The organism is Treponema sp. OMZ 803 (genome assembly GCF_024181165.1).
Lineage (GTDB): Bacteria > Spirochaetota > Spirochaetia > Treponematales > Treponemataceae > Treponema.
In genome coordinates this window covers 1,536,498-1,556,043 of the sequence record NZ_CP051195.1, presented here as the reverse complement: position 1 = coordinate 1,556,043, position 19,546 = coordinate 1,536,498, and the positions used below count along the sequence as shown (strand labels likewise).

At 46.2% G+C, this 19,546-nt stretch carries 16 protein-coding genes; 14 read left to right on the top strand and 2 right to left on the bottom strand.

Annotated elements, in window-relative coordinates; translation table 11 throughout:
* The first annotated feature begins 19 nt into the window (after nucleotides 1–19).
* Nucleotides 20–1,756, top strand: a complete 1,737-nt coding sequence (locus tag ABH09_RS07085) for a TrkH family potassium uptake protein (protein ID WP_253713873.1) — start codon at nucleotides 20–22, stop codon at nucleotides 1,754–1,756.
* 59 nt (nucleotides 1,757–1,815) lie between these two features.
* Here ABH09_RS07085 and ABH09_RS07080 read toward each other — a convergent pair whose 3' ends face one another.
* Nucleotides 1,816–3,315, bottom strand: a complete 1,500-nt coding sequence (locus tag ABH09_RS07080) for an ATP-binding cassette domain-containing protein (protein WP_230977593.1) — start codon at nucleotides 3,313–3,315, stop codon at nucleotides 1,816–1,818.
* Nucleotides 3,287–4,309: an ABC transporter substrate-binding protein gene (locus ABH09_RS07075; protein ID WP_253713872.1), complete on the bottom strand. Its 1,023-nt coding sequence runs from the start codon at nucleotides 4,307–4,309 to the stop codon at nucleotides 3,287–3,289. The genes ABH09_RS07080 and ABH09_RS07075 overlap by 29 nt, the downstream gene beginning before the upstream one ends.
* Nucleotides 4,310–4,625: 316 nt before the next feature.
* On the opposite strand from ABH09_RS07075, the gene ABH09_RS07070 reads away from it, so the two are divergent.
* The 13 genes from ABH09_RS07070 (at nucleotide 4,626) to ABH09_RS07010 (ending at nucleotide 18,680) form a co-directional block, all read left to right on the top strand.
* The gene (locus tag ABH09_RS07070) at nucleotides 4,626–6,098 is read left to right on the top strand and encodes a phospholipase D-like domain-containing protein (protein ID WP_253713871.1); all 1,473 of its coding nucleotides are present in this window, start codon (nucleotides 4,626–4,628) and stop codon (nucleotides 6,096–6,098) included.
* 26 nt (nucleotides 6,099–6,124) lie between these two features.
* Nucleotides 6,125–6,817 (top strand): potassium channel family protein, encoded by a 693-nt coding sequence (locus ABH09_RS07065; protein WP_162663634.1) that lies wholly within the window; start codon nucleotides 6,125–6,127, stop codon nucleotides 6,815–6,817.
* A gap of 71 nt (nucleotides 6,818–6,888) precedes the next feature.
* A complete protein-coding gene (locus ABH09_RS07060; RefSeq protein WP_253713870.1) occupies nucleotides 6,889–7,644 on the top strand; it encodes a hypothetical protein in 756 nt (251 codons plus the stop codon).
* A gap of 332 nt (nucleotides 7,645–7,976) precedes the next feature.
* Complete coding sequence (locus tag ABH09_RS07055) at nucleotides 7,977–9,161, top strand: anhydro-N-acetylmuramic acid kinase (RefSeq protein ID WP_253713869.1); 1,185 nt, start codon at nucleotides 7,977–7,979, stop codon at nucleotides 9,159–9,161.
* A 64-nt stretch (nucleotides 9,162–9,225) separates the two neighbouring features.
* Nucleotides 9,226–9,873: a hypothetical protein gene (locus ABH09_RS07050; RefSeq protein WP_253713868.1), complete on the top strand. Its 648-nt coding sequence runs from the start codon at nucleotides 9,226–9,228 to the stop codon at nucleotides 9,871–9,873.
* Nucleotides 9,874–10,104: 231 nt separating this feature from the next.
* Nucleotides 10,105–11,124, top strand: coding sequence for a thiamine ABC transporter substrate-binding protein (locus ABH09_RS07045; protein ID WP_253713867.1), 1,020 nt, complete (start codon nucleotides 10,105–10,107; stop codon nucleotides 11,122–11,124).
* A gap of 31 nt (nucleotides 11,125–11,155) precedes the next feature.
* Complete coding sequence (locus ABH09_RS07040; RefSeq protein WP_253713866.1) at nucleotides 11,156–12,781, top strand: ABC transporter permease; 1,626 nt, start codon at nucleotides 11,156–11,158, stop codon at nucleotides 12,779–12,781.
* Between the two features lie 170 nt (nucleotides 12,782–12,951).
* Nucleotides 12,952–13,221 carry a type II toxin-antitoxin system RelB/DinJ family antitoxin gene (locus tag ABH09_RS07035; RefSeq protein WP_162663630.1) on the top strand — a complete coding sequence of 90 codons (270 nt, stop codon included), beginning with the start codon at nucleotides 12,952–12,954 and terminating at the stop codon, nucleotides 13,219–13,221.
* On the top strand, nucleotides 13,218–13,628 hold the full coding sequence (locus tag ABH09_RS07030; protein WP_162663629.1) for a PIN domain-containing protein: 411 nt from the start codon (nucleotides 13,218–13,220) through the stop codon (nucleotides 13,626–13,628). Before ABH09_RS07035 ends, ABH09_RS07030 begins: the two co-directional genes overlap by 4 nt.
* Before the next feature lie 120 nt (nucleotides 13,629–13,748).
* The gene (locus tag ABH09_RS07025; protein ID WP_253713865.1) at nucleotides 13,749–14,426 is read left to right on the top strand and encodes an ABC transporter ATP-binding protein; all 678 of its coding nucleotides are present in this window, start codon (nucleotides 13,749–13,751) and stop codon (nucleotides 14,424–14,426) included.
* Nucleotides 14,427–14,765: 339 nt separating this feature from the next.
* A complete protein-coding gene (locus tag ABH09_RS07020; protein WP_253713864.1) occupies nucleotides 14,766–16,295 on the top strand; it encodes an NFACT RNA binding domain-containing protein in 1,530 nt (509 codons plus the stop codon).
* A 20-nt stretch (nucleotides 16,296–16,315) separates the two neighbouring features.
* A complete protein-coding gene (locus ABH09_RS07015; RefSeq protein ID WP_253713863.1) occupies nucleotides 16,316–16,612 on the top strand; it encodes a hypothetical protein in 297 nt (98 codons plus the stop codon).
* A gap of 730 nt (nucleotides 16,613–17,342) precedes the next feature.
* Complete coding sequence (locus tag ABH09_RS07010; protein ID WP_253713862.1) at nucleotides 17,343–18,680, top strand: SUMF1/EgtB/PvdO family nonheme iron enzyme; 1,338 nt, start codon at nucleotides 17,343–17,345, stop codon at nucleotides 18,678–18,680.
* The last annotated feature ends 866 nt before the right edge of the window (nucleotides 18,681–19,546 follow it).

The window sequence follows — 19,546 nt, the reverse complement described above, 5'->3', positions numbered from 1 at the left end:
GAAAAAGGATTGGACTGATATGAATACCATAGTAATCAAACTCCGTACAAATCTTTCGGGCGTTGCCTTTATACTCAGTTTGGCAGTGCTGTTTTTGCAGCAGTTTTATGCTTCTCTTGCCGCTACTATTGTTATTCATGCGATAGATGCAATCATTTTGCTTCTTATTATTGCGGAAACGTTTTTACCGATGCGGCATGAAAAGTATTTTCAGCAGTATGTTCAAAAACATGTTGCGCTGTGTTTAAGTACGCTTCTCTTTTGTGCAGTTTTTATCTTTTTTAAAATAAAAATCGGTTTTATTCCTACGTCGCCGGAATTGATTCTTATGTTTGCGCTGATCAAGAACATTTTCCTATTTGGGAAAATCATCAAGAATACGGCGGACAGTGCGGGCGGCACGGAGCGGATAATGTTGAACCCTGCAGGAACTTTGCTTATTTCATTCTTCATGGTGATTATTACCGGTGCCTTTTTGTTGATGCTTCCGGCAGCTACTCCCGACGCAGGTCATCTTGACTTTTTGACTGCACTATTTACTGCAACTTCTGCAGTCTGTGTTACCGGCTTGAGTATTATCGATGTCGCGACGGAATTGACAACAGTCGGAAAAGTAATCCTCGTTTTGCTTATTCAGATCGGCGGACTTGGTATTATGGTGTTCTCGTTTTTCGGTATGCTCGCGTTTCGGCGCAAGCTGTCTATTGCGGAAAAGCTGACCGTTTCGTATATGGTGAGCGAAGATGATATGTCGGGATTGTTTAAAGCGCTCCGCGTCATTGTTGGGTCTACCTTTTTAGTTGAAGCTGTCAGTGCTGGTTTCTTATTTCTCGGGTTTTCACGCACCATGGGAGCATCCGCCAAGACACTTGGTTTTGCGGCTTTTCATGCGGTCTCCGCTTTTTGTAACGCAGGTTTTGCGCTCTTTTCCAATAATCTCGAATCCTTTATCGGCGATCCTATCATCAGTTTAACGATTAGCTTTACGATTATCCTTGGAGGTATCGGTTTTGCGGTTATGTACGATACGGCGCGTAAAATAAAAACCGAAACGTGTAATGCGTTCAAAAAGAAAAAGACAACGTTTTTCCTTCCGTTGAATACACAGATCGTGCTTATAATGACTGCGGGCATCCTTTTTATCTCATTTGCGGCGTTTTATCTGCTGGAGCATACTCATGCGATGAAGGATTTTTCACTTCGAGAACAATACCTCGGCGCTTTCTTTCAGGCGGTTACCCTGCGGACGGCGGGTTTCTCAACGGTGTCCTTTGCCTCCCTGACGAATGCGACGCTGCTTATGATGATTTTTGTAATGTTCGCAGGCGGCGCATCGGGCAGTACGGCCGGCGGTATTAAGCTGAACACTGTTGCGGTGGTCTTCGCGTTTTTCCGTTCGTTTCTAAAAAACGACCGGACGGTCGTTATCAAAAAAATGTCGATACCCGATGAGCAGGTAAAAAAAGCTTTTCTTATTCTCGGTTTCGGTTTGACGATTGTGTCCGCTGCCATATTTGTATTGACGGTAACCGAATCGCTGCCGTTTTTACCCATGGCGTTTGAAACGGTTTCCGCCTTTGCAACGGTTGGGCTCTCTACCGGCATAACGGCGCAGTTCAGTGTTGCCGGTAAACTGATATTGATCTTCCTCATGTTTATCGGCAGGGTAGGACCGCTTACCATTCTCACTGCTGCCGGAAAAAAGGAAGGCAGCGACACCGTCGAATATCCGTACGGCGCTATTTCGATCGGGTAAAGTTTGAACCTGATACGGCCTTTTGCTTCAGCCTAAGAGAAGTGAAGTGGTAGCGTTTATCAATGACCGTTGGGAACATCCAGCGTAATGCCTTCGATAAGCTGCGTGAATACCGGGTCGTGCGTTACACATAGGACTGTCCGCCGCTGCTGCCGGACAATACGGGAAAACACTCTCGCCGCCGCTTTTTTTGTTTCGGGATCGAGGGAGTCAAAGGCCTCGTCGAGGAGCAAAATTTCCGAAGGGTAGGCGAGTGCACGGGCTAAACTGACTCGCCGCTGCATACCGCCGGAAAGTTCCGCCGGTAGAAAATGCTCAAACCCTTGTAAGCCGAACATCTGTAAATATTGCCGTGCAATACGCTTTGCCTTTTCCGTTCCGTAATCCGGCGGCAGTATATAGCGGATATTCTGTTCTGCGGTGAGGTGTGGGATAAGCCGCAGGTCTTGATAGGCAAAACCGATTTTCGCATTGGGCGGCAATATGCGTATCGTTCCGTGTTGAGGGTGCAGAAAACCTGCAATTAAAAAAAGCAGCGTTGTTTTGCCTCTACCGGAGCGGCCGAGGATATAATTTATCCGCGCAGGTTTAACCTCAAGTGAAAAAGATTGAAACACCGGTACCGATTCAAAATTAAAAGAGATACGGTCAATATGTATTTCGGCAGCTTGTTTGCCGATATCTGCATATACGTCAGTATCGAAGTTTTCTCCGGTGTTGACAGGTGTGTCGGGTAGAGCGGTATCAGCATCCGCTGTCTGCATCGCTTTGCGGGCTTTATTATATGAAAGAATACGTTTTGCTGCCTGCTCCATAAGAGCGGCAAAGACGATCACAATGATTCCCCAGCCGAAAATCGTTGCGGTATCCAACTGAGCACGTGCAATCTGGAACTCCGTACCGATGCCTCTCCGTGGCTGGCTGAGTACTTCGGCGGTAACCATAACCTTTACCAACAACCCAAGCGTTGCGGAATATGCGGTGAGTGTAAACGGCCTAATGGAAGGAATGTACAGCTGTTTAAGTTTGCGCACGAAGGAGACTTGGAAACCGGTAGACATTTGGATAAGACGAATGTCGATGTTTTTAACGCCGTTTACCACGCCGCGGTACAGCAGCGGAAGCGCGATAAGGCTTGCGACAAAAATAGGGGTGATCTCGGAATTAAACCATATCAGCGAGAGGAGCAGAATACCCATCGTCGGGACAGCACGCATGGCAGTTTCAAAAGGGCTGAGCGCTGCTTCAATTCGTGCGGACACGCCGGCTGCAATTCCCAGTAAAAAAGCAATGACGGTATCTATAGCGATCGTTGCCGCAATGCGTAAAAGCGTTGCAGCAACGGTTAAAAAGAAATCTTCTCCGGTAAGAATATCGACCGTAGCGGCGGCAATAGCTTCAAGTCTCGGCACAATGAGCGGTTGTGCTATCAGCACGGCTGTTAACTGCCATAGTCCCAGCCCCGCGACGAGTCCGCAGAGCCGGTATACTGCTCGAGTTCGGTCCTTACCGTTGCCGCTGCCCGTATCGCTATTTTGCTGTGGTGTAATAGAAATCATCCTGAGGCATGGCCCCGCCGATAAATTTCGGATCAGCCTTATAGAGAATGGAGAAATATCGCTCAAGTGCGGGGCGGGTTTGTTCGGCGTTCACAAACTGCATATTCATTCGGCTTATTCCTTTTGCAATAAGCGGTGCTTGAATACCTTTTTGCAGCTTTGCGGTGGCTTCTCCCGCTTGCTTGGGGTTTTCTTTTGCCCAGTTTATTGATTGTTCCAGTTGAGCTAAGAAGCGAGCAACGTAATCGGGATGATTTTCGATGAGTTTTTTTTGTACGACCACGACTGCCTGTGGGTAGGAGCTGTCTCCACCGAGTTTTTCTTTCCATGCGTTCTGTACGTCGAGGAACACCTTTGATCCGGACTTTTTGGTTAATACCATGCTAACCATCGGCTCCGGTAAAATAACAAAAGAGCCTTTCCCGCTGATAAAGGCAGCTGCCGCTTCTTGACCCGACTGTACATAGTTAAAGATTACGTCCTTATCGGGAGTAAGTCCGTAGGCGTTTAAGAGCTCCCGTACCGTGACATCCGGGGTAAGGCCTCTTCCGAAAGTGATAATCGTTTTTCCTCTTAAATCTTCGATAGAATTGACTGATTCTGAGGTAAGTCCGTAGAGAATTCCCCAAACGACGGCGCCTGCAAGTCGGACACCGGTACCTTTTGCGTATAAAATAGCGGAGAGGTTTGAAGGGACGATAGCGATATCCGCTTCTCCGGAAAGCAGCCGTGCTTGCAGCATATCGGGTGCTTGCAACACTTCATATTCCGTAACTGCACCGTCGGCAACAGCGGCGGCGTCGGATGCCATTTTTGCGATACAAATTGCCGGAGCATTAGCGGGCACAACCACCTTTACGGTATAAGCTGCTTGAGCGGATGAATTGCCGGCTGATTTTGCCTGAGCCACCGTGGACGAGTCCTTTTTGCCGCCTGCACAGAGCATTGCGGCGATACAACAAAATAAAAACGCTATAACATAGTGTTTTTTCATAAAATACTCCTTAGATTTAATTTGTAAGCCTGTTGTAACATATTTGCTCAAGCATGTATAGGTCTCTCTAAAAACTCGGTTAGCTTTTTAGAGATGCTCGCGGGGAGTTTAATATGCAAGTGCTCTGCAGCGGGGCATGTTGATTATCCTCACGTTTACATTTTGTGCTTAATCGGATACAGTTCCCATAAGCGAGGATAATACGAAAGAAAAAAAACGGAGAAAACGCAAAGGTTTATATTTACTCAAAAAAGGCCGGAAGGGACTTGTACGTGCACTGTTTAGCCGTTTAGGGGTATTCCTCGTTTTATTAGGCTTGCAGGCATTTATTTTATTCAGTATCCCGTATCGGTTTAAAGAAATATTCCCTTATTATTCTATTGTCCAGTCTTTATTCATCGTTGCGATGGTGCTGTATTTACTGAATTCCGATATTGATCCTACTGCAAAAATTACGTGGCTTGTTATCATCATGATGCTCCCTGCATTCGGCGCTTTGTTGTTTTGGTATACCCAAAGTGATCCGGGAAACCGCTTGGCGCGGAAACATCTGAATAATCTTTTTACGCTGACGCAAGATACTATTCCGCAAGATCCGCAGGTTGCCGCTTCTCTTGCAGTACAAGATAAGGGGGCTGCATCGCTTGCTCAATATCTCCGATATACCGGATGTCATCCGGTTTTTAATCAAACTGAAGTAACATATTTTCCTTCCGGAAAAGCGAAGTGGAAAGAAATGCTTATTCAACTGAAACAGGCAAAGCATTTTATCTTTTTGGAATATTTTATTATAGAAGAAGGTCTGATGTGGGGAAGCGTATTGGAAATATTGGCGCAAAAAGCGAAAGAGGGCGTCGATGTCCGAATTATGTATGATGGTACTTGCGAGTTTTCTACATTGCCGCATGACTATCCTGAGCGTTTGGAAAAATTAGGAATAAAATGTAAGATATTCGGGCGGCTTACACCGTTTCTGTCAACACGCTATAATTACCGAGACCATCGCAAAATTCTGGTGATTGACGGTAAAGTTGCGTTTAACGGCGGCGTTAATTTAGCGGATGAATATATCAATGTTATTCATAAATACGGATACTGGAAAGATGCCGCCGTCATGCTGCACGGCGCCGCGGTTAAAAGTTTTACGCTGATGTTTTTGCAGTTGTGGAGCATACACGAAAAAGAATGGGATTTTAATGAGTATGTGAATGTTCCCGCCAATATCTTGCCGGTTTCTGCAGCAGGGTTTGTTATTCCTTTCGGAGACAGCCCCGTCGATCAAAATAAAGTCGGCGAGTGTGTGTATATGGATATCCTCAACAGAGCGCAGCGGTATGTGCATATCATGTCCCCCTACCTTATTCTCGACGGGGAAATGGAAACGATGTTGAAGTTTGCGGCAGAGCGCGGCGTGGATATTACATTGATCTTGCCGGGTATTCCCGATAAAAAAGCTCCGTACGCATTGGCAAAAACCCATTACGCTCCTTTGCTCGCGTCGGGAGTACGAATTTATGAATATACGCCGGGCTTTGTGCATGCAAAAGTTTTTGTGTGTGATGATCGGGAAGCTGTTGTCGGCACCATCAATTTGGATTATCGCAGCCTCTATCATCATTTTGAATGCGCTACTTATTTATATGGTGTCGACTGTATCAATGATATTGAAGCGGATTATCAATCCGTATTAAAACAGTGCCGGGCAGTAACGACTGAAACGATCCGGCAGGAGAAATGGACGGTTAAAGCTTCCGGTATTGTGTTAAAAGCTATCGCACCGTTGATGTAGAGGGCATCTCTAAAAGGAGAACAACTATGGATGTACAACAAAATTTTGCGGTTATCGGATTAGGAGAATTCGGCATTCGAGTTTGCGAAATGCTGGCGGAAGGCGGCGGCTCGGTTGTTGCGTTTGACCACGATGCGCAAGCTGTCGATCGGGTAAAAAAATTTGTCCCGGCGGCTATGGTGATCGATACTACCGATGAAAATGCGTTTAAGAAAGCTCCGCTCGACGATATTGATGTTGCTATCGTTACGATCGGCGACAATAAAGAAGCGAGTATCTTGACGACGACGCTGCTGAAGGAACGGGAAATTCCCTATATTGTAGCGCGGGCGGTTTCTCCGCTCCATGCGATAGTATTAAAGCGGGTAGGGGCAAATCGAGTGTTAAAGATTGAAGAAGAGTCGGCCACCCGTATTGCACATGAATTGATTAATCCCGATGCACTCAATTCGCTTTCCGTTATCGAGGGGTATGGAATTTGCGAAGTAAAAGTGCCGAAGTTTTTTATCGGTAAAACACTCTCGCAAGTTGCGCTCAAAGAAAAATTCAATATAACGCTCATTACGGTTGTCCGGCTTGAGCTTGATATCGATACGGTCGGCAATCCTTTGAACCGCGAAGTGATGTATGAACCGGATGATAATCTTGTATTGCAGGCAGGCGATAAACTCTTTGTGCTTGGCAGCGTCGAAAAAATTGCGGAATTTAGAAACATCTAAAGAGCAGCTTTTAGAAACTTGGACAGCTTTTTAGCGATGTTTCGGAATGTCTAACGAATAGGAATGTATGTATGATTATTATCGGAAAAAAGAAATTGATCGGGGCGGTACTTTTTTCATTTGCACTTATTTTAGCGACTGCAATTTGGGGATATAAAGTCGGAATGCAGAGTTCGCTTAAAAGCGATTCGGAACTGGTGCTGTTTTTCGGATTTATCGGAGCAGGGTTGGAGCTTTGCCTATTGATTGCAATGCTCGTCTATGCAAAAAGAAAAGAAAGTGATTTTTTAATGGTCGCAAAGGCTATTCAGCTGAACGGCGTATTATCGAATTCCCGTGCAAAAAAATTGGGAAATTTAGGTTCCACACTACAGGAAGCGCTCGATGATGCCTATCAAATTACCGCACAAAAGAGCTTAAAGATTGCAGGATTAAACGGTCTGGTTGATGAACTCTTATTGATTATCGATCGCCCTCTTCTGGTTGTGAGTCTTACCGGAACCATTCTGAATTTCTCCGCTAAAGCACAGGAGAAAACGGGTTGTAAACAAGGGGATGCGCTTTCCGAAATAGCTCCCGGTATCAGCCTTAAAGAAGCGATTCAAAATGCAGCGCTCACTCGTACAGCTATGCAGCAAGATACACATATCGTGTGTATGCCGGTGTTCTCGGCTACCGGTACGCTGTCATTCTTTTTGATTGATCTCTCCGATCAGCCGATTGTGAGCAAGGTCATGGAAAATGTCAAACATTTAATACAAAAAACGGATACCGAAAAAAAACAGAAAAAGCCGTTTTTAAAATTCTTCCAAAAAGACCGCGACTAACTGAGGGTAAACGCATCAGACACTTTGTTGGCAGCCTCTCAGAAAAATTGAGGCTGTTCAACCAGAACTGCCAAGGATGGCAGTGGTTCCATACAGTAGCGATGTTTTGTCTATAGGCAAAACTCGCCTTCAACTGATGTACACGGATGTACAACAGTTGAAGATGGTTCAAATGGTCTCGCAACCTCACTTATTCTGCGATTTTTATATGCTGGTCTGATGCGTTTCCCCCTTCTTCTTAGATAAAGTGTGCAAAATTTTGGATAAAATTTTGCACAAAAGGAATACAACCGCTTAGAATATTTAAACGCGGTTGTCCTCGGGAACAATATATGAAGTATTTGGATTTTATAAACGAAAAAAAAGAAAAAACGGCGATTGGGCTTATGAGCGGGACGTCTGTTGACGGTATCGATGCGGTGCTGCTGACTATTACCGGCAGCGGGCTCGATACGCATATTACGGAGCGGGCATTTCTGACCGTGCCTTATTTGCAAGAAGTACGACAGCGGCTGTTGGCGCTTGCTTCCGGTTCTTTCGGCGGCAGCGAAGAGTTAAGCGCGATGAATGTTTATCTTGGGGAACTATTTGCGGACGCCTGCTTTGCCGTATGCAAAAAGGCGAAGGTCGATATTAGTACGGTTGATTTTATCGGTTCGCATGGACATACGGTTTTTCATGCATCGAATGAACGATATTATTTTGGCAAGAATATTAAAAGCACGCTGCAAATCGGTGAAGCCGCTGTTATTGCAGAGAGAACCGGATGCGTTACGGTTGCCGATTTCCGCGTTCGGGATGTCGCGGCGGGCGGGGCAGGGGCGCCGCTTGTTCCGTTTACCGAGTATCTGCTATACCGGGAACCAGGTACGGTAATCGGCTTGCAGAATATCGGCGGTATCGGCAATATCACGCTTTTGCCTGCCGATGCCGATATGGGCGGCATTATCGCTTTTGATACCGGCCCGGGCAATATGCTGATAGACGGCTTAATGCGGCTTATCACCGGCGGTACGCAAAATTATGACGAAGACGGCAAATGTGCCGCTGCCGGTGCGGTCGATTCGACCTTACTGGAATTTTTAAAAGCCGATCCTTATTTGCAATTAAAACCGCCTAAGACCACCGGCAGAGAACATTATTCCAAAGCGTTTATACAAGCGCTCTACGATAAAGGTAAGGCGCTGCAGTTGCCGCCGGAAACAATTGTGAGAACGGCAACCTATTACACTGCGTATTCAATCGCGTATTCGCTTAATACATTCGGATTGCCGATGCCGCAAAAGCTGATAGTCGGCGGGGGCGGCTGCAGAAATCCCGTCATCTTACATCATCTACGGCAGCTGCTGCCTGAATGCTCCGTGTTCACCAATGAAGATATCGGTAAAAACAGCGATTCAAAAGAAGCGTGCGCCTTCGCCGTACTCGCAAATGAAGCGCTCTGTGGGAATCCGAACAACGTTCCGTCTGCGACAGGGGCAAGGAAGTTTGTCGTGATGGGAAAGATCAGTATATAAAAGGGACGGTAAAGTTTTAAAAGACGAAAACAATTAAGGCAAAAAGCTGTGAGAGGAGATGCCTATGTCGTTTATGCTATTTTTTTTGTTGCTCATTTATATTCCATTTTTATTTATGAAAAATGAAAAGAGTACGTTATATTTTAGAATAATTGTGATCGTATCAAATATAAGCTTAATCTTTTTATCATTATTCTCTTTTTATCTATTGAGGAGTCTCAGTTTTATCGGAGCTATTATATACGAGTATGTATGTATATTAAGTATCATTTTAAATATTTTATTTGTGATCACAAAAACGATAAAAACAAAAGCAATAAAACAATTAGTTTTTTTAATACCGATTATGTGTTCTCTTTTATTCAGTTTTTTGATTGAGAAAAACCAGCTATCTGAAAAAATTGCCTTAAAAATAGAATTCAAAAGATACAAAAATGAACTTGATAGTTATATCACAAACAATGTAGAAAATAAAAATATCCGGGTATTTAATAATTATGTCGGAATTATATGGGATCCGGGATTTTTAGATACATACAGCGTTATCATTTATGATAAACATAATAATTTAGATATGTTGTATCATTCATCTGCAGATACATATATGGATAAAGAGATGTACAGTGAATTTCAAAAAGCATTTAGATATCCAAGAATTGTCAATGTGATAAAGATTGAAGATCATTACTTTAGATGTAATATGCATGAATAACAGTTATGTGATTCTATATTTTCAAAAGCTGATAAATCGCTTGCACTTTTTTTGCGAATATACTAGGATACGCAAACTTGGGGTGCCGGAACAATGAACGGGAACCTCTAAGAACCTCATCGGTTTTTTAGAGCCAACCGAATCTATTCGTTTCGTGCTGAGAGCATACCCGAAAAAGGCGTCCGTACGGAGGCCTTACACCTGATCCGGATAATGCCGGCGGAGGGAATAATGAAGTTACGTCTTTATTTCTTTTTGTTTATCGTATGTTCAATCATACTGCCTTCAACCGCTTTTGCAGGCGGAAAACAAGATACTGCGGAAAAAATCGTTGTTGTCTATACCTATGACTCTTTTGCTTCTGAATGGGGGCCGGGCGCCGAAATAGCCAAACGCTTCAAAGAGCAAACGGGCTACACCGTCAATTATGTGATCTGCGAGGATTCAGGTTCCGTCCTATCGAAAGCGATGGCCGAAAAAAAGAATCCGCGTGCCGATGTACTGCTCGGTATCAATGCGTTTCTTGTCGATAAGACGCGCAGTGCAGGCGTTCTGGAACCGTATACCTCTCCGAATTTGGATAAAGTTGTTCCGAAACACGTTATAATGACTGATGATCAACTACTCACCCCGTATGATTGGGGCTATTTTGCGATTATGTATGACACTCAATCAAAGGTGCCTGCTCCTCAGTCACTGGAAGATTTAACAAAACCCGAATATGCAAAATCCTTGGTTATCATGGATCCCCGCACGAGCGCTCCCGGCTTAGGTTTTGCCGCATGGACAAAGGCTGTTTACGGGAACGATTATCTTTCGTACTGGAAAAGATTGATGCCTTCCATCTTGACGATGAGCCATTCGTGGAGCGCGGGATACGGGCTGTTTACGGCGGGGGAGGCTCCGCTTGCCGTCAGCTATACCACCAGTATGGCCTATCACATCCGGTATGATAAAACAGATCGGTATCAGGCATTGACGTTTGCCGAAGGGAATATGATTGCGCTTGAGGGAATGGGCGTCGTTAAGAATGCGCCGCATAGGGCAGCGGCTCACGCTTTTATCGATTTTATGCTGACCGAAAAAGCGCAGGAAGTGTTGCCCGAAACGCAGTGGATGTATCCGGCAAATACCGCGGTGCAGCTTCCCGAATCATTTAAAACCGTCCCGATGCCGAAAAAATCGCTGACGATTTCCGGTACCGAGGCGGAAACGGCGGTAGACGCTATTATTTCAGTATTGGAAAAATAACCGTATTTTTGCATTTTTATCGCAGAATTGTATGGTTTCAATTAATCGATACGCTGCGAAGCGGACACTACTGCAAAATGCTTTTGTAGTAGGCGGCGGGGTGTTATTCTGTGCGGTGCTGATTGCTTTTTTCGTGCCGCTCGGAGCTGCCGTTTTTCCGGCCTTCGATGGAGGCGCTTCTGCAGTGGCCTTTCGGCCTTTATGGAAGGCTGTCCGCTTTACCGTGATGCAAGCGTTTCTCTCTGCGGCAGGGGCAAGCGGTATCGGCCTCTGTGCGGCGTTTTTTTGCGCCCGCCGGAGGTTCTTCGGACGAAAGTTGTTGCTCTCTCTTTCGGCGATACCCTTGAGCGTGCCGCCGGTGGTTATCGCGCTCGCGTTTATCCTCTTTTTCGGAAAAAACGGTTTACTGAATAAACTGCTTGCGGCGCTTTCGGCAGGACAGCTTTCAATCGGTACCTTCCTTTATTCGACGGGCGGCATTGTGCTTGTACACGCCTTTTATAATTTTCCCATTACGATGCGTACCGTATCTGCCGCATGGGAACAACTCCCTGAGGAAACCGAACAAGCCGCTCTTTTGCTCGGAGCCTCGCCGCTGCGTATTTTTAGAACGGTTATCTTTCCGGCATTAAAGGCGCCGCTATGCGCTTCGTTCGTCATTATCTTTTTATATTGTTTTTTCAGCTTTGTGATTATTCTGTTGCTGGGCGGTCTCGGCGTAACAACGCTGGAGGTTGAGCTGTATCAAACCATCCGCAGAGATATACACGCGAGTACCGCGGCGCATATTGCGCTGACGGAAACCGGTATCGCAGCGGCTGCGGTAGGGCTGTACGCTTATTTAAGGAGCAGAACACCCGATCATACTGAAAACACCCAATACGCCCGCAGCCGGTTGCGCATCAGCGGCGCAGTGGAACATATCTTTTTTGCCGTGCTTATCTGTGTTATCTGTTTTTGTTTACTGTTTCCGCTCGGTTCTCTGGTGTGGTATTCCTTGTCGACTCCTAAGGCGCCGCTCACGATAAGCGTTGATACGTGGCGGCAGCTTTTACAGCGGCCTCACTTTTGGGGCGCGGTGCGGCACACCATGCAGACCGGTATCGGCACCGCTGCGCTTTCCGTAACGGCTGCGCTTTTTTTTGCGTATGCAGCGTTTCAAGCGAATGGGAAGTGGTATAAAAGCCTGCCGCTTATTCCTTTTGCAGTTTCTTCTATTGTATTGGGATCGGGGTGGTTGAAGCTTGATACCATGCCGTCGCTGTTGTTGCTGGTTGTTGTGCAAAGTTCGCTTGCGTGGCCCTTTGCGTGGATGCAAATAGAGACCGGCCTCGCAAAAATTCCCCGTTCGGTACTCGACGCCGCCCGGCTTTTGTCTTCTTCCCGCACGGATGCATTTTTTCGGGTATTTCTGCCGTTATGCAAAACCGGTATTATATCTGCGCTGTGCTGTGTGTTTGCAATTAGCGCGGGGGACGCATCGCTGCCGCTTCTGTTGCATATACCGAACTTTGAAAATCTCGCGCTGATGCTGTTCCGCTTTGCCGGTTCGTATCGATTCACCGAAAGCGCCGGTATTGCGGTGATTCTTGCAGTGCTGACGGGCTCGCTCTTTTATATTCAGGACACGGTGAGGGAGCGCGGACAAACGCATTAGACGTTTTGTCATGTCCGCCACTGATGGCGGTGATATATAAAGAAGCATTACAAATAGTTAGAAATGCTATTATTTTAAAATTACCTTGCTTTAACCTTGAAAAACTACTTATTTAAATATACAATATTAATACGAGTGTATGAATACCGAATACTAAAAAGGAGTCAATAATGACAAATACAACACTTGTTCAAGTTAGAGTTGATGAAGCGCTAAAAGATAAAGTTACCCATATCTATGATTATTACGGACTGGATTTACCGACAGCCATCAGGATTTTTATGAAAAAAACGGTTGCTGTTAATGGGCTCCCTTTCGACCTTAGAGATGAATCAAATAAAAAAAATATCTGGCACTATTTTGGCAGCGGCAAAGATATCGAAATGAATATATCTGCCGAACCGGATTTTTCTGCTGATACAAAACTGGAGACCCTGTGAAGTATTTTTTAGATTCAAATATTATAATCTATTTCATAAAGGGAAAATTTCGTACCATTGGAGAAATGCTGGAGGCACATGACAGAGATATAGTAATTCCCTCTGTTGTTCTTGCCGAGCTTGAATATGGGGCAAGGAATTCCAACGATTATGAAAAGACAATTTCAGTTTATAAACCGTTTTTGGATTTATATCCGACAGCTGTTTTTGATAAAAAATCGTCAGTGGAATACGGAAAATTAAGAAAAATTTTATCGTCAAATGGTGTCATAATCGGTCCGAATGATATGATGATTGCAGCAACAGTGCTAGCAAACGGTGGAACATTGATAACACATAATGTCGGAGAGTTTTCAAGAGTAGAAGGCTTATTAATTGAGGATTGGACGATAGAATATTCGGTATAACACTCACTTTAACGCTGACATTTGTTTTGTCACGAAAGTTGTTTGATGTGTCTTTACTGCTGCTATGCGCATCGGCAAAGATACAAATGCGGGGTAAGCGAGGTATGGTAGGGAACGTATATGAAAGGTGATTCGATGGTTTTTCCGATAAATAGAGCGAATGATGAAGGTGAGGCATTTCTCCGGCTTGTTTGTTTGACGAAGCGGTTGCCCGCAAAGACTATCAGTCTTTCCTGTTCGGTGAAAAAGGCTGGGACACTTGCGCTGCTCGGTTCGTCGGGATGCGGTAAGTCAACCGTGCTTAAAATGATCGCAGGTTTATTGCCCGCCGATTCCGGAAACGTCTTTTTGAACGGACACGATATTACCGATGAGCCCGTCAAAAATCGCAGCGTCGGTATGGTCTTTCAGGACTATGCGCTGTTCCCTCATTTAAGTGTCGAAGACAATATCGGGTACGGCCTCGTTTCGCAAGGGATATCAAAAAGGGAAAGCAGGCGGGCTGCTGCGAGATGGCTTGAACGTTTCGGTTTGACCGGTATGGAAAAAAGACGGATTGAAGGGCTCTCCGGCGGGGAGCGGCAGCGTGTCGCCCTTGCGCGGGCGCTTGCGGTAAACCCGCTCGTGGTCTTGTTCGACGAACCGCTTTCCGCTCTCGATGCTCCGTTACGGCTTAAACTCCGCGAAGAGCTCAAAAAACATCAAGCTGAAATGCGGTACACGGCAATATACGTTACCCATGACCGCGACGAAGCCGAGTACCTCGCCGACAACATCATCGAGATGCCTTCCTCCTGATCGAAATTTTAGGTATCATTTCTTTAAGCTCAGGGCAAACGCATCAGACCGATAGATGCCATTTCACAAGATAACGGATACTACTGCCTAGAACCAGTGCTTTTGAAAATAGATGGTGTAGCTACAAGGAGTTAGCTGAAAATAAAGCGCAGGCGTATCTATGATACGTTGAGCAGCGGCACGGATGCCGCTGGTTTTATCAAAAGCGATGTTTCGCGATCCCGCGAAACTCGCAGTCAAAACTATACAAGGATGTATAGTTTTGACGATGCGACACAGTAGATGCGCCGTATATTTTCAAAAGTATCTGATGCGTTTGCCCTGTGACCGGAGGTATGGATGTCGCTTAATTGCGCTGAAATTGATAAGATTCTGGAAGAGCTCGATTTGGAAGGCTCATACATACAAAAGGTGGTGCAGTCCTCCTATTCAGTGATGGTGCTGCACCTCTATAAGACCCGCCCGATGAGTTTGGTCATCTGTCTTGAACCGGGGGCGTGCCGCTTGCATGAAACCACGCGGAAAATCCCCAAGTTCGACAAGCCGCTCCGTTTTATGGAGCTGCTCCGTTCCCGTCTCCGCGGCGCCAAGATTACCGAGGCCGTTCAGCTGAACAACGACCGCATTGTCAGGCTTTCGTTGGAGACCTCTTCAGGTATGCTCTACCTCTATATCCGGCTGTGGAGCGGGGCAGCGAATATGCTGCTTGTCGATAACGGCATTATCGTCGATGCCTTTTACCGCCGCCCATCCCGCCATGAAGTGAGCGGAGAGCCGTGGCAGCCCCTACCGGGAGAATCTGAAGCCACTACGACGCAAACTTTTGGAAATGAGCCGAGTGCTGCGGCAGGCAGCGAATCAAAAGCCGTTGCAGAAAGTGTATCTACCACCGTGTCGCCTATAGCCGCTGACAAACCGGTAAAAACCTACACCGTCCGCAGCTATGATGCATCCAAGACCTTTAATGAAGCGATTGACGAATGGTACGCGCGGCAGGCGCCTGTACTTTCGCTCGAAGCCTTACGTGCGGAAGCGGAGCGCTTTTATGGTCTTAAAATAGAAAAGATTTCCCGCGCGCTTGAAAAACTCGAAGCGAAAAAGCATTCGTTCTTGCAGGCGGATACGCTAAAACATCAAGGTGATTTACTCTTGGCAAATCTCTACCGGATTCCACAGGGCGCCTCTTCCGTAGAACTGGAAGATTATGCGGCGGACAACCGGATTATCCGCATCGCCCTCGACCCGAGAAAAACTGCGCAGGAAAATGCCGCCGGATACTATGAGCGGTATAAAAAAGCGGTTTCGGGGCTTGAGGCGCTCACCGATGACATCGAAGCCTCCAAGCGGACGCTCGCCGCGCTTAACGAAGAGCTTGTAAAACTGCGGGTTGAAGAAAATCCTTACCTTATCGAAAAGGTGCTGCACAAAAGAAAGATACCTGTGCAGCGGAAACAGGCGGCTCAAGAAAAAGAGCGGCCGGGACTTACGTTCTACCATGACGGGTGGATTCTGTATGTCGGCAGGACAGCTGCCGAAAACGATGAGCTGCTGCGGCATCACGTGCGGGGCAAGGATATGTGGCTTCATGTGCGGGACTATTCCGGCGGCTATGTCTTTATCAAAAACAAAAACGGAAAGACTGTTCCGCTGCCGGTGCTGATTGCCGCGGGGAACCTCGCCGTGTTTTATTCAAAGGCGCGCCGGAACGGACAAGCCGATCTCTACTACACTGCAGTGAAGGATTTGCGGAGGGCGAAGAACGCACCGAAAGGAACCGTGCTCCCGTCAAACGAAAAAAATCTTTCCATTAAACTTGATCCGGTAGTTTTGAAACAGCTTGAACAATCACGGGGTGAAGCGCTGAACTAATGTGTACGTTGTAATATTTAATGGGTAACTATATTTTGGGCGTTCCGGTCGGTCAAACATCGACACGGATGTCAATGGTTGACCGACCGTCGGGCTTTGCGGGGTTTCGCTGGCGCTTCATTCCTTTCGGAACAGCTGCGCTGCCCTTCCAATCCCTAACGCTTATTATCGATGCCCATTACCAATTAATTTGTTTGCAGGAATGCCGTATGTGCCCCGTAATTCCAGCACTTTTGAAAATAGTGATACCGGGGATACAAGGCGCGTGTAAAAAACAACCGGAGACGTGCTTTTTGCACGTTGAGGATTTTCAGTAGCGGCAGGGATGCCGCTGGTTATATCAGAAGCGATGTTTCAGCATCGCTGAAACTCGCTGCCAAAAGTGTACAAGGATGTACACTTTTGGCAATGCAACGCCGTAGACGGTATGCATATTTTCAAAAGCCCTTGCATTTCTCAATATTTACTCCTATACTATTTCTATGCTGAGTTTCAGAACTGGATCACTACAGTATCAATTATCTTCTCACAACGCGCAAAAAAAGATGCAAAAGATACTTGACACGCATAAAATAAGCGGCAACACTTACTCAGCAACTCAGCAACTCAGCAACTCAGCAACTCAGCAACTCAGCAACTCAGCAACTCAGCAACTCAGCAACTCAGCAACTCAGCAACTCAGCAACTAGACTGTGCCCTGATAAACGGGCGTTTTTTTCATTCAGACAACGACATCATTATATTTTCTCATCAATTTTTGCAGACGACAACCGTGCTGTTAATCTTTTCCATATTAAACCGCAAAGAGTACCACGTATGCGGAGAGTACTGTTGAGCAGTATACAGCCGTGTATCCTGCTCAACGCGAGTTTTTTGCAGAGCAAAAAACATCGCTACTGCGTGGAACCACCGCCGTCTGTGGCGGTATTGAGAGCGATGTACCGTATAAGGCATTTAAAACCTTACCATTTTCTGTACGCTTTGCGGTTGCATTAAGAACTAAACCGTTTAGCGGTTGAAAATATATAAGTGCTAGGAGGAACAATTATGGATAAAAAAGGAAGAACGAATCGGCTGTTGAGCCGGTTGGCAGTAGGATTGATGCTTGCTGCAATGGCCTTGTTTACCGGATGTCCGAATAAGATAACGGTTAAACCGGTAACATTTGAAGTAACGTTTAGCGCCGGGGAACACGGTACGCTTAAAGCAAAGGCGGAAGGCATAGCGGAAACGGAGACGAGCCCTATAACCATTGAACAGGGTAAAATAGTAACCTTTAGGGCGACGCCTGATTCAGGCTACAGGGTAAAGGGCTGGACGCGTGATGGAGAAGCCGTAAACGGCACGAACGATTCCTATTCGTTTACCGTTACAAAAGGCGTCGAGGTTAAGGTGGGCTTTGAAAGCAACAGCGTCCCGCCTACACCGCCTGCTGGCGATGTCGGTAGTTTTGAAGATACAGGCGATGGCTTTATAAAAATAAGTCCGCCTGCAGCAGGAATTACCGGTATGAATCCGACATATACATTGCCGGGAACGGCAGATGAATGGAAAGGGGTATTCCGCGCAGGTCGGAAGGTAAAATTGAGCCCTTATAAGCTTGGCAAAACGGAAGTGCCGTATAAGCTGTGGAAAGAAGTATACGACTGGGCAATCGGAACCGGATATCAGTTTGCCAATGCAGGAGTAAAAGGTAAAGACGGAAGCGGGAGCGAAGAAGAGCCGGTAACGAGTGTAAGTTGGCGGGACTGCATAGTGTGGTGCAATGCGTATACCCAGAAAACGAACAATGCTGAGAGCGAATGCGTCTACCGCAAAAGCAAAACCGATACTACGGTATTAAAAGACGCAACGAAAGGTAGTGAGTGTGATGCGGCGTATGCCGATATGAGTAAAAAAGGCTTTAGACTGCCGACGGAAGCGGAATGGGAGTATGCAGCTCGCTGGCAGGGGAGCAATACCGAAAATGCAGTGCAATACGGAGAAGTATGGCTGACCAAACTGAACAGTGCAAGCGGAGCGAAAGCTCGCTGGAATAATGCGGGTGAGACAAATGCGGTTGCGTGGTATTGGGATAATTCAGACAGTAAGACCCATCCTGTAGGAGAAAAACGGTCAAATGCACTAGGCTTACACGATATGAGCGGGAATGTATGGGAATGGTGTTTTGATTGGTATGATGCTAATCCTAGAGTAAATGATGCTGCTTATACATCCGGCGGATTTGTAGTTGACCCGCAAGGTGGCGCGGCTGGCGTTGACCGCGTCTTTCGCGGAGGTTGTTGGGACAGTCTCGCGGGGGGCTGCGTCGTCGGTGGTCGGCTCGGCGGCAACCCCGGCGACAGCGGCGACCATCTTGGCTTTCGTGTGGCTTGTCGCCCCTAGGGTTCAGACCGTTTTGTGAGCTGGCGGTTGAACGGCGTTGGGCTGTTGAGCAGTGTACGTCCATGTACACTGCTCAACGATAAGTTTTTCTATCGAAAAACTTACTACTGTTTGGAACCACCGCCGTCCGTGGCAAGTTCAAAAATTGACCTCCATGTCAATTTTTGAACGCGAGTTTTTGCTTGGCAAAAACGTCGCTGCTGCTGACAGGATGTCAGTGGTTCTTCACAGTATCGAGTTTTTCATTAGAAAAACTCGAAGCGCACAAATGTACAAGGATGTACATTTGTGCGCGATGTCATCCGTGGCGGTACTGAAACGAGTTAGTGTGAAAGTTACTACTGTTTAGCTTTTATTTTCAGAACTATGCTTTGGAATCAATGCGGGTTCTTAGGGCAGAGCCCTAAGTCGCTCACTAAGGGGAGTACTTCCATGTACTCCCCTTAGTACGAGATTTGCGTCAAACGCAAATCTCGTTTCTGCATAAAATCACCGCCATCCGTGGCGGTTCTGAATAGATGGGGGCGCAGGGGAAGACTTTTTAGGTAGCCTCTAAAAACTTCAGTTTTTTAGAGGGTTTCCTTGAATTTTTTTTTGCGATGTTTTTAATAAGTCATTCATATTTATAGACTTATTAAAAACTCGACGGGCATCTGAAAAAACTGGCCGAGTTTTTTTGCAGATGCCCTGTTATCGAAAAAAAAGAAAAGTCTTCCCCTAACTTAATAAAAAAGGTAATTTTTTCTTCATTTCTTTAGCCATTTTTGCATCCATGCTGTATATATCCTATAGGAACTACCGCCGTCGGTGGCGGTGCACGGAGGTAGAAGATGGCAAGAAAATCTCATAATATCCCTATGAGTTTT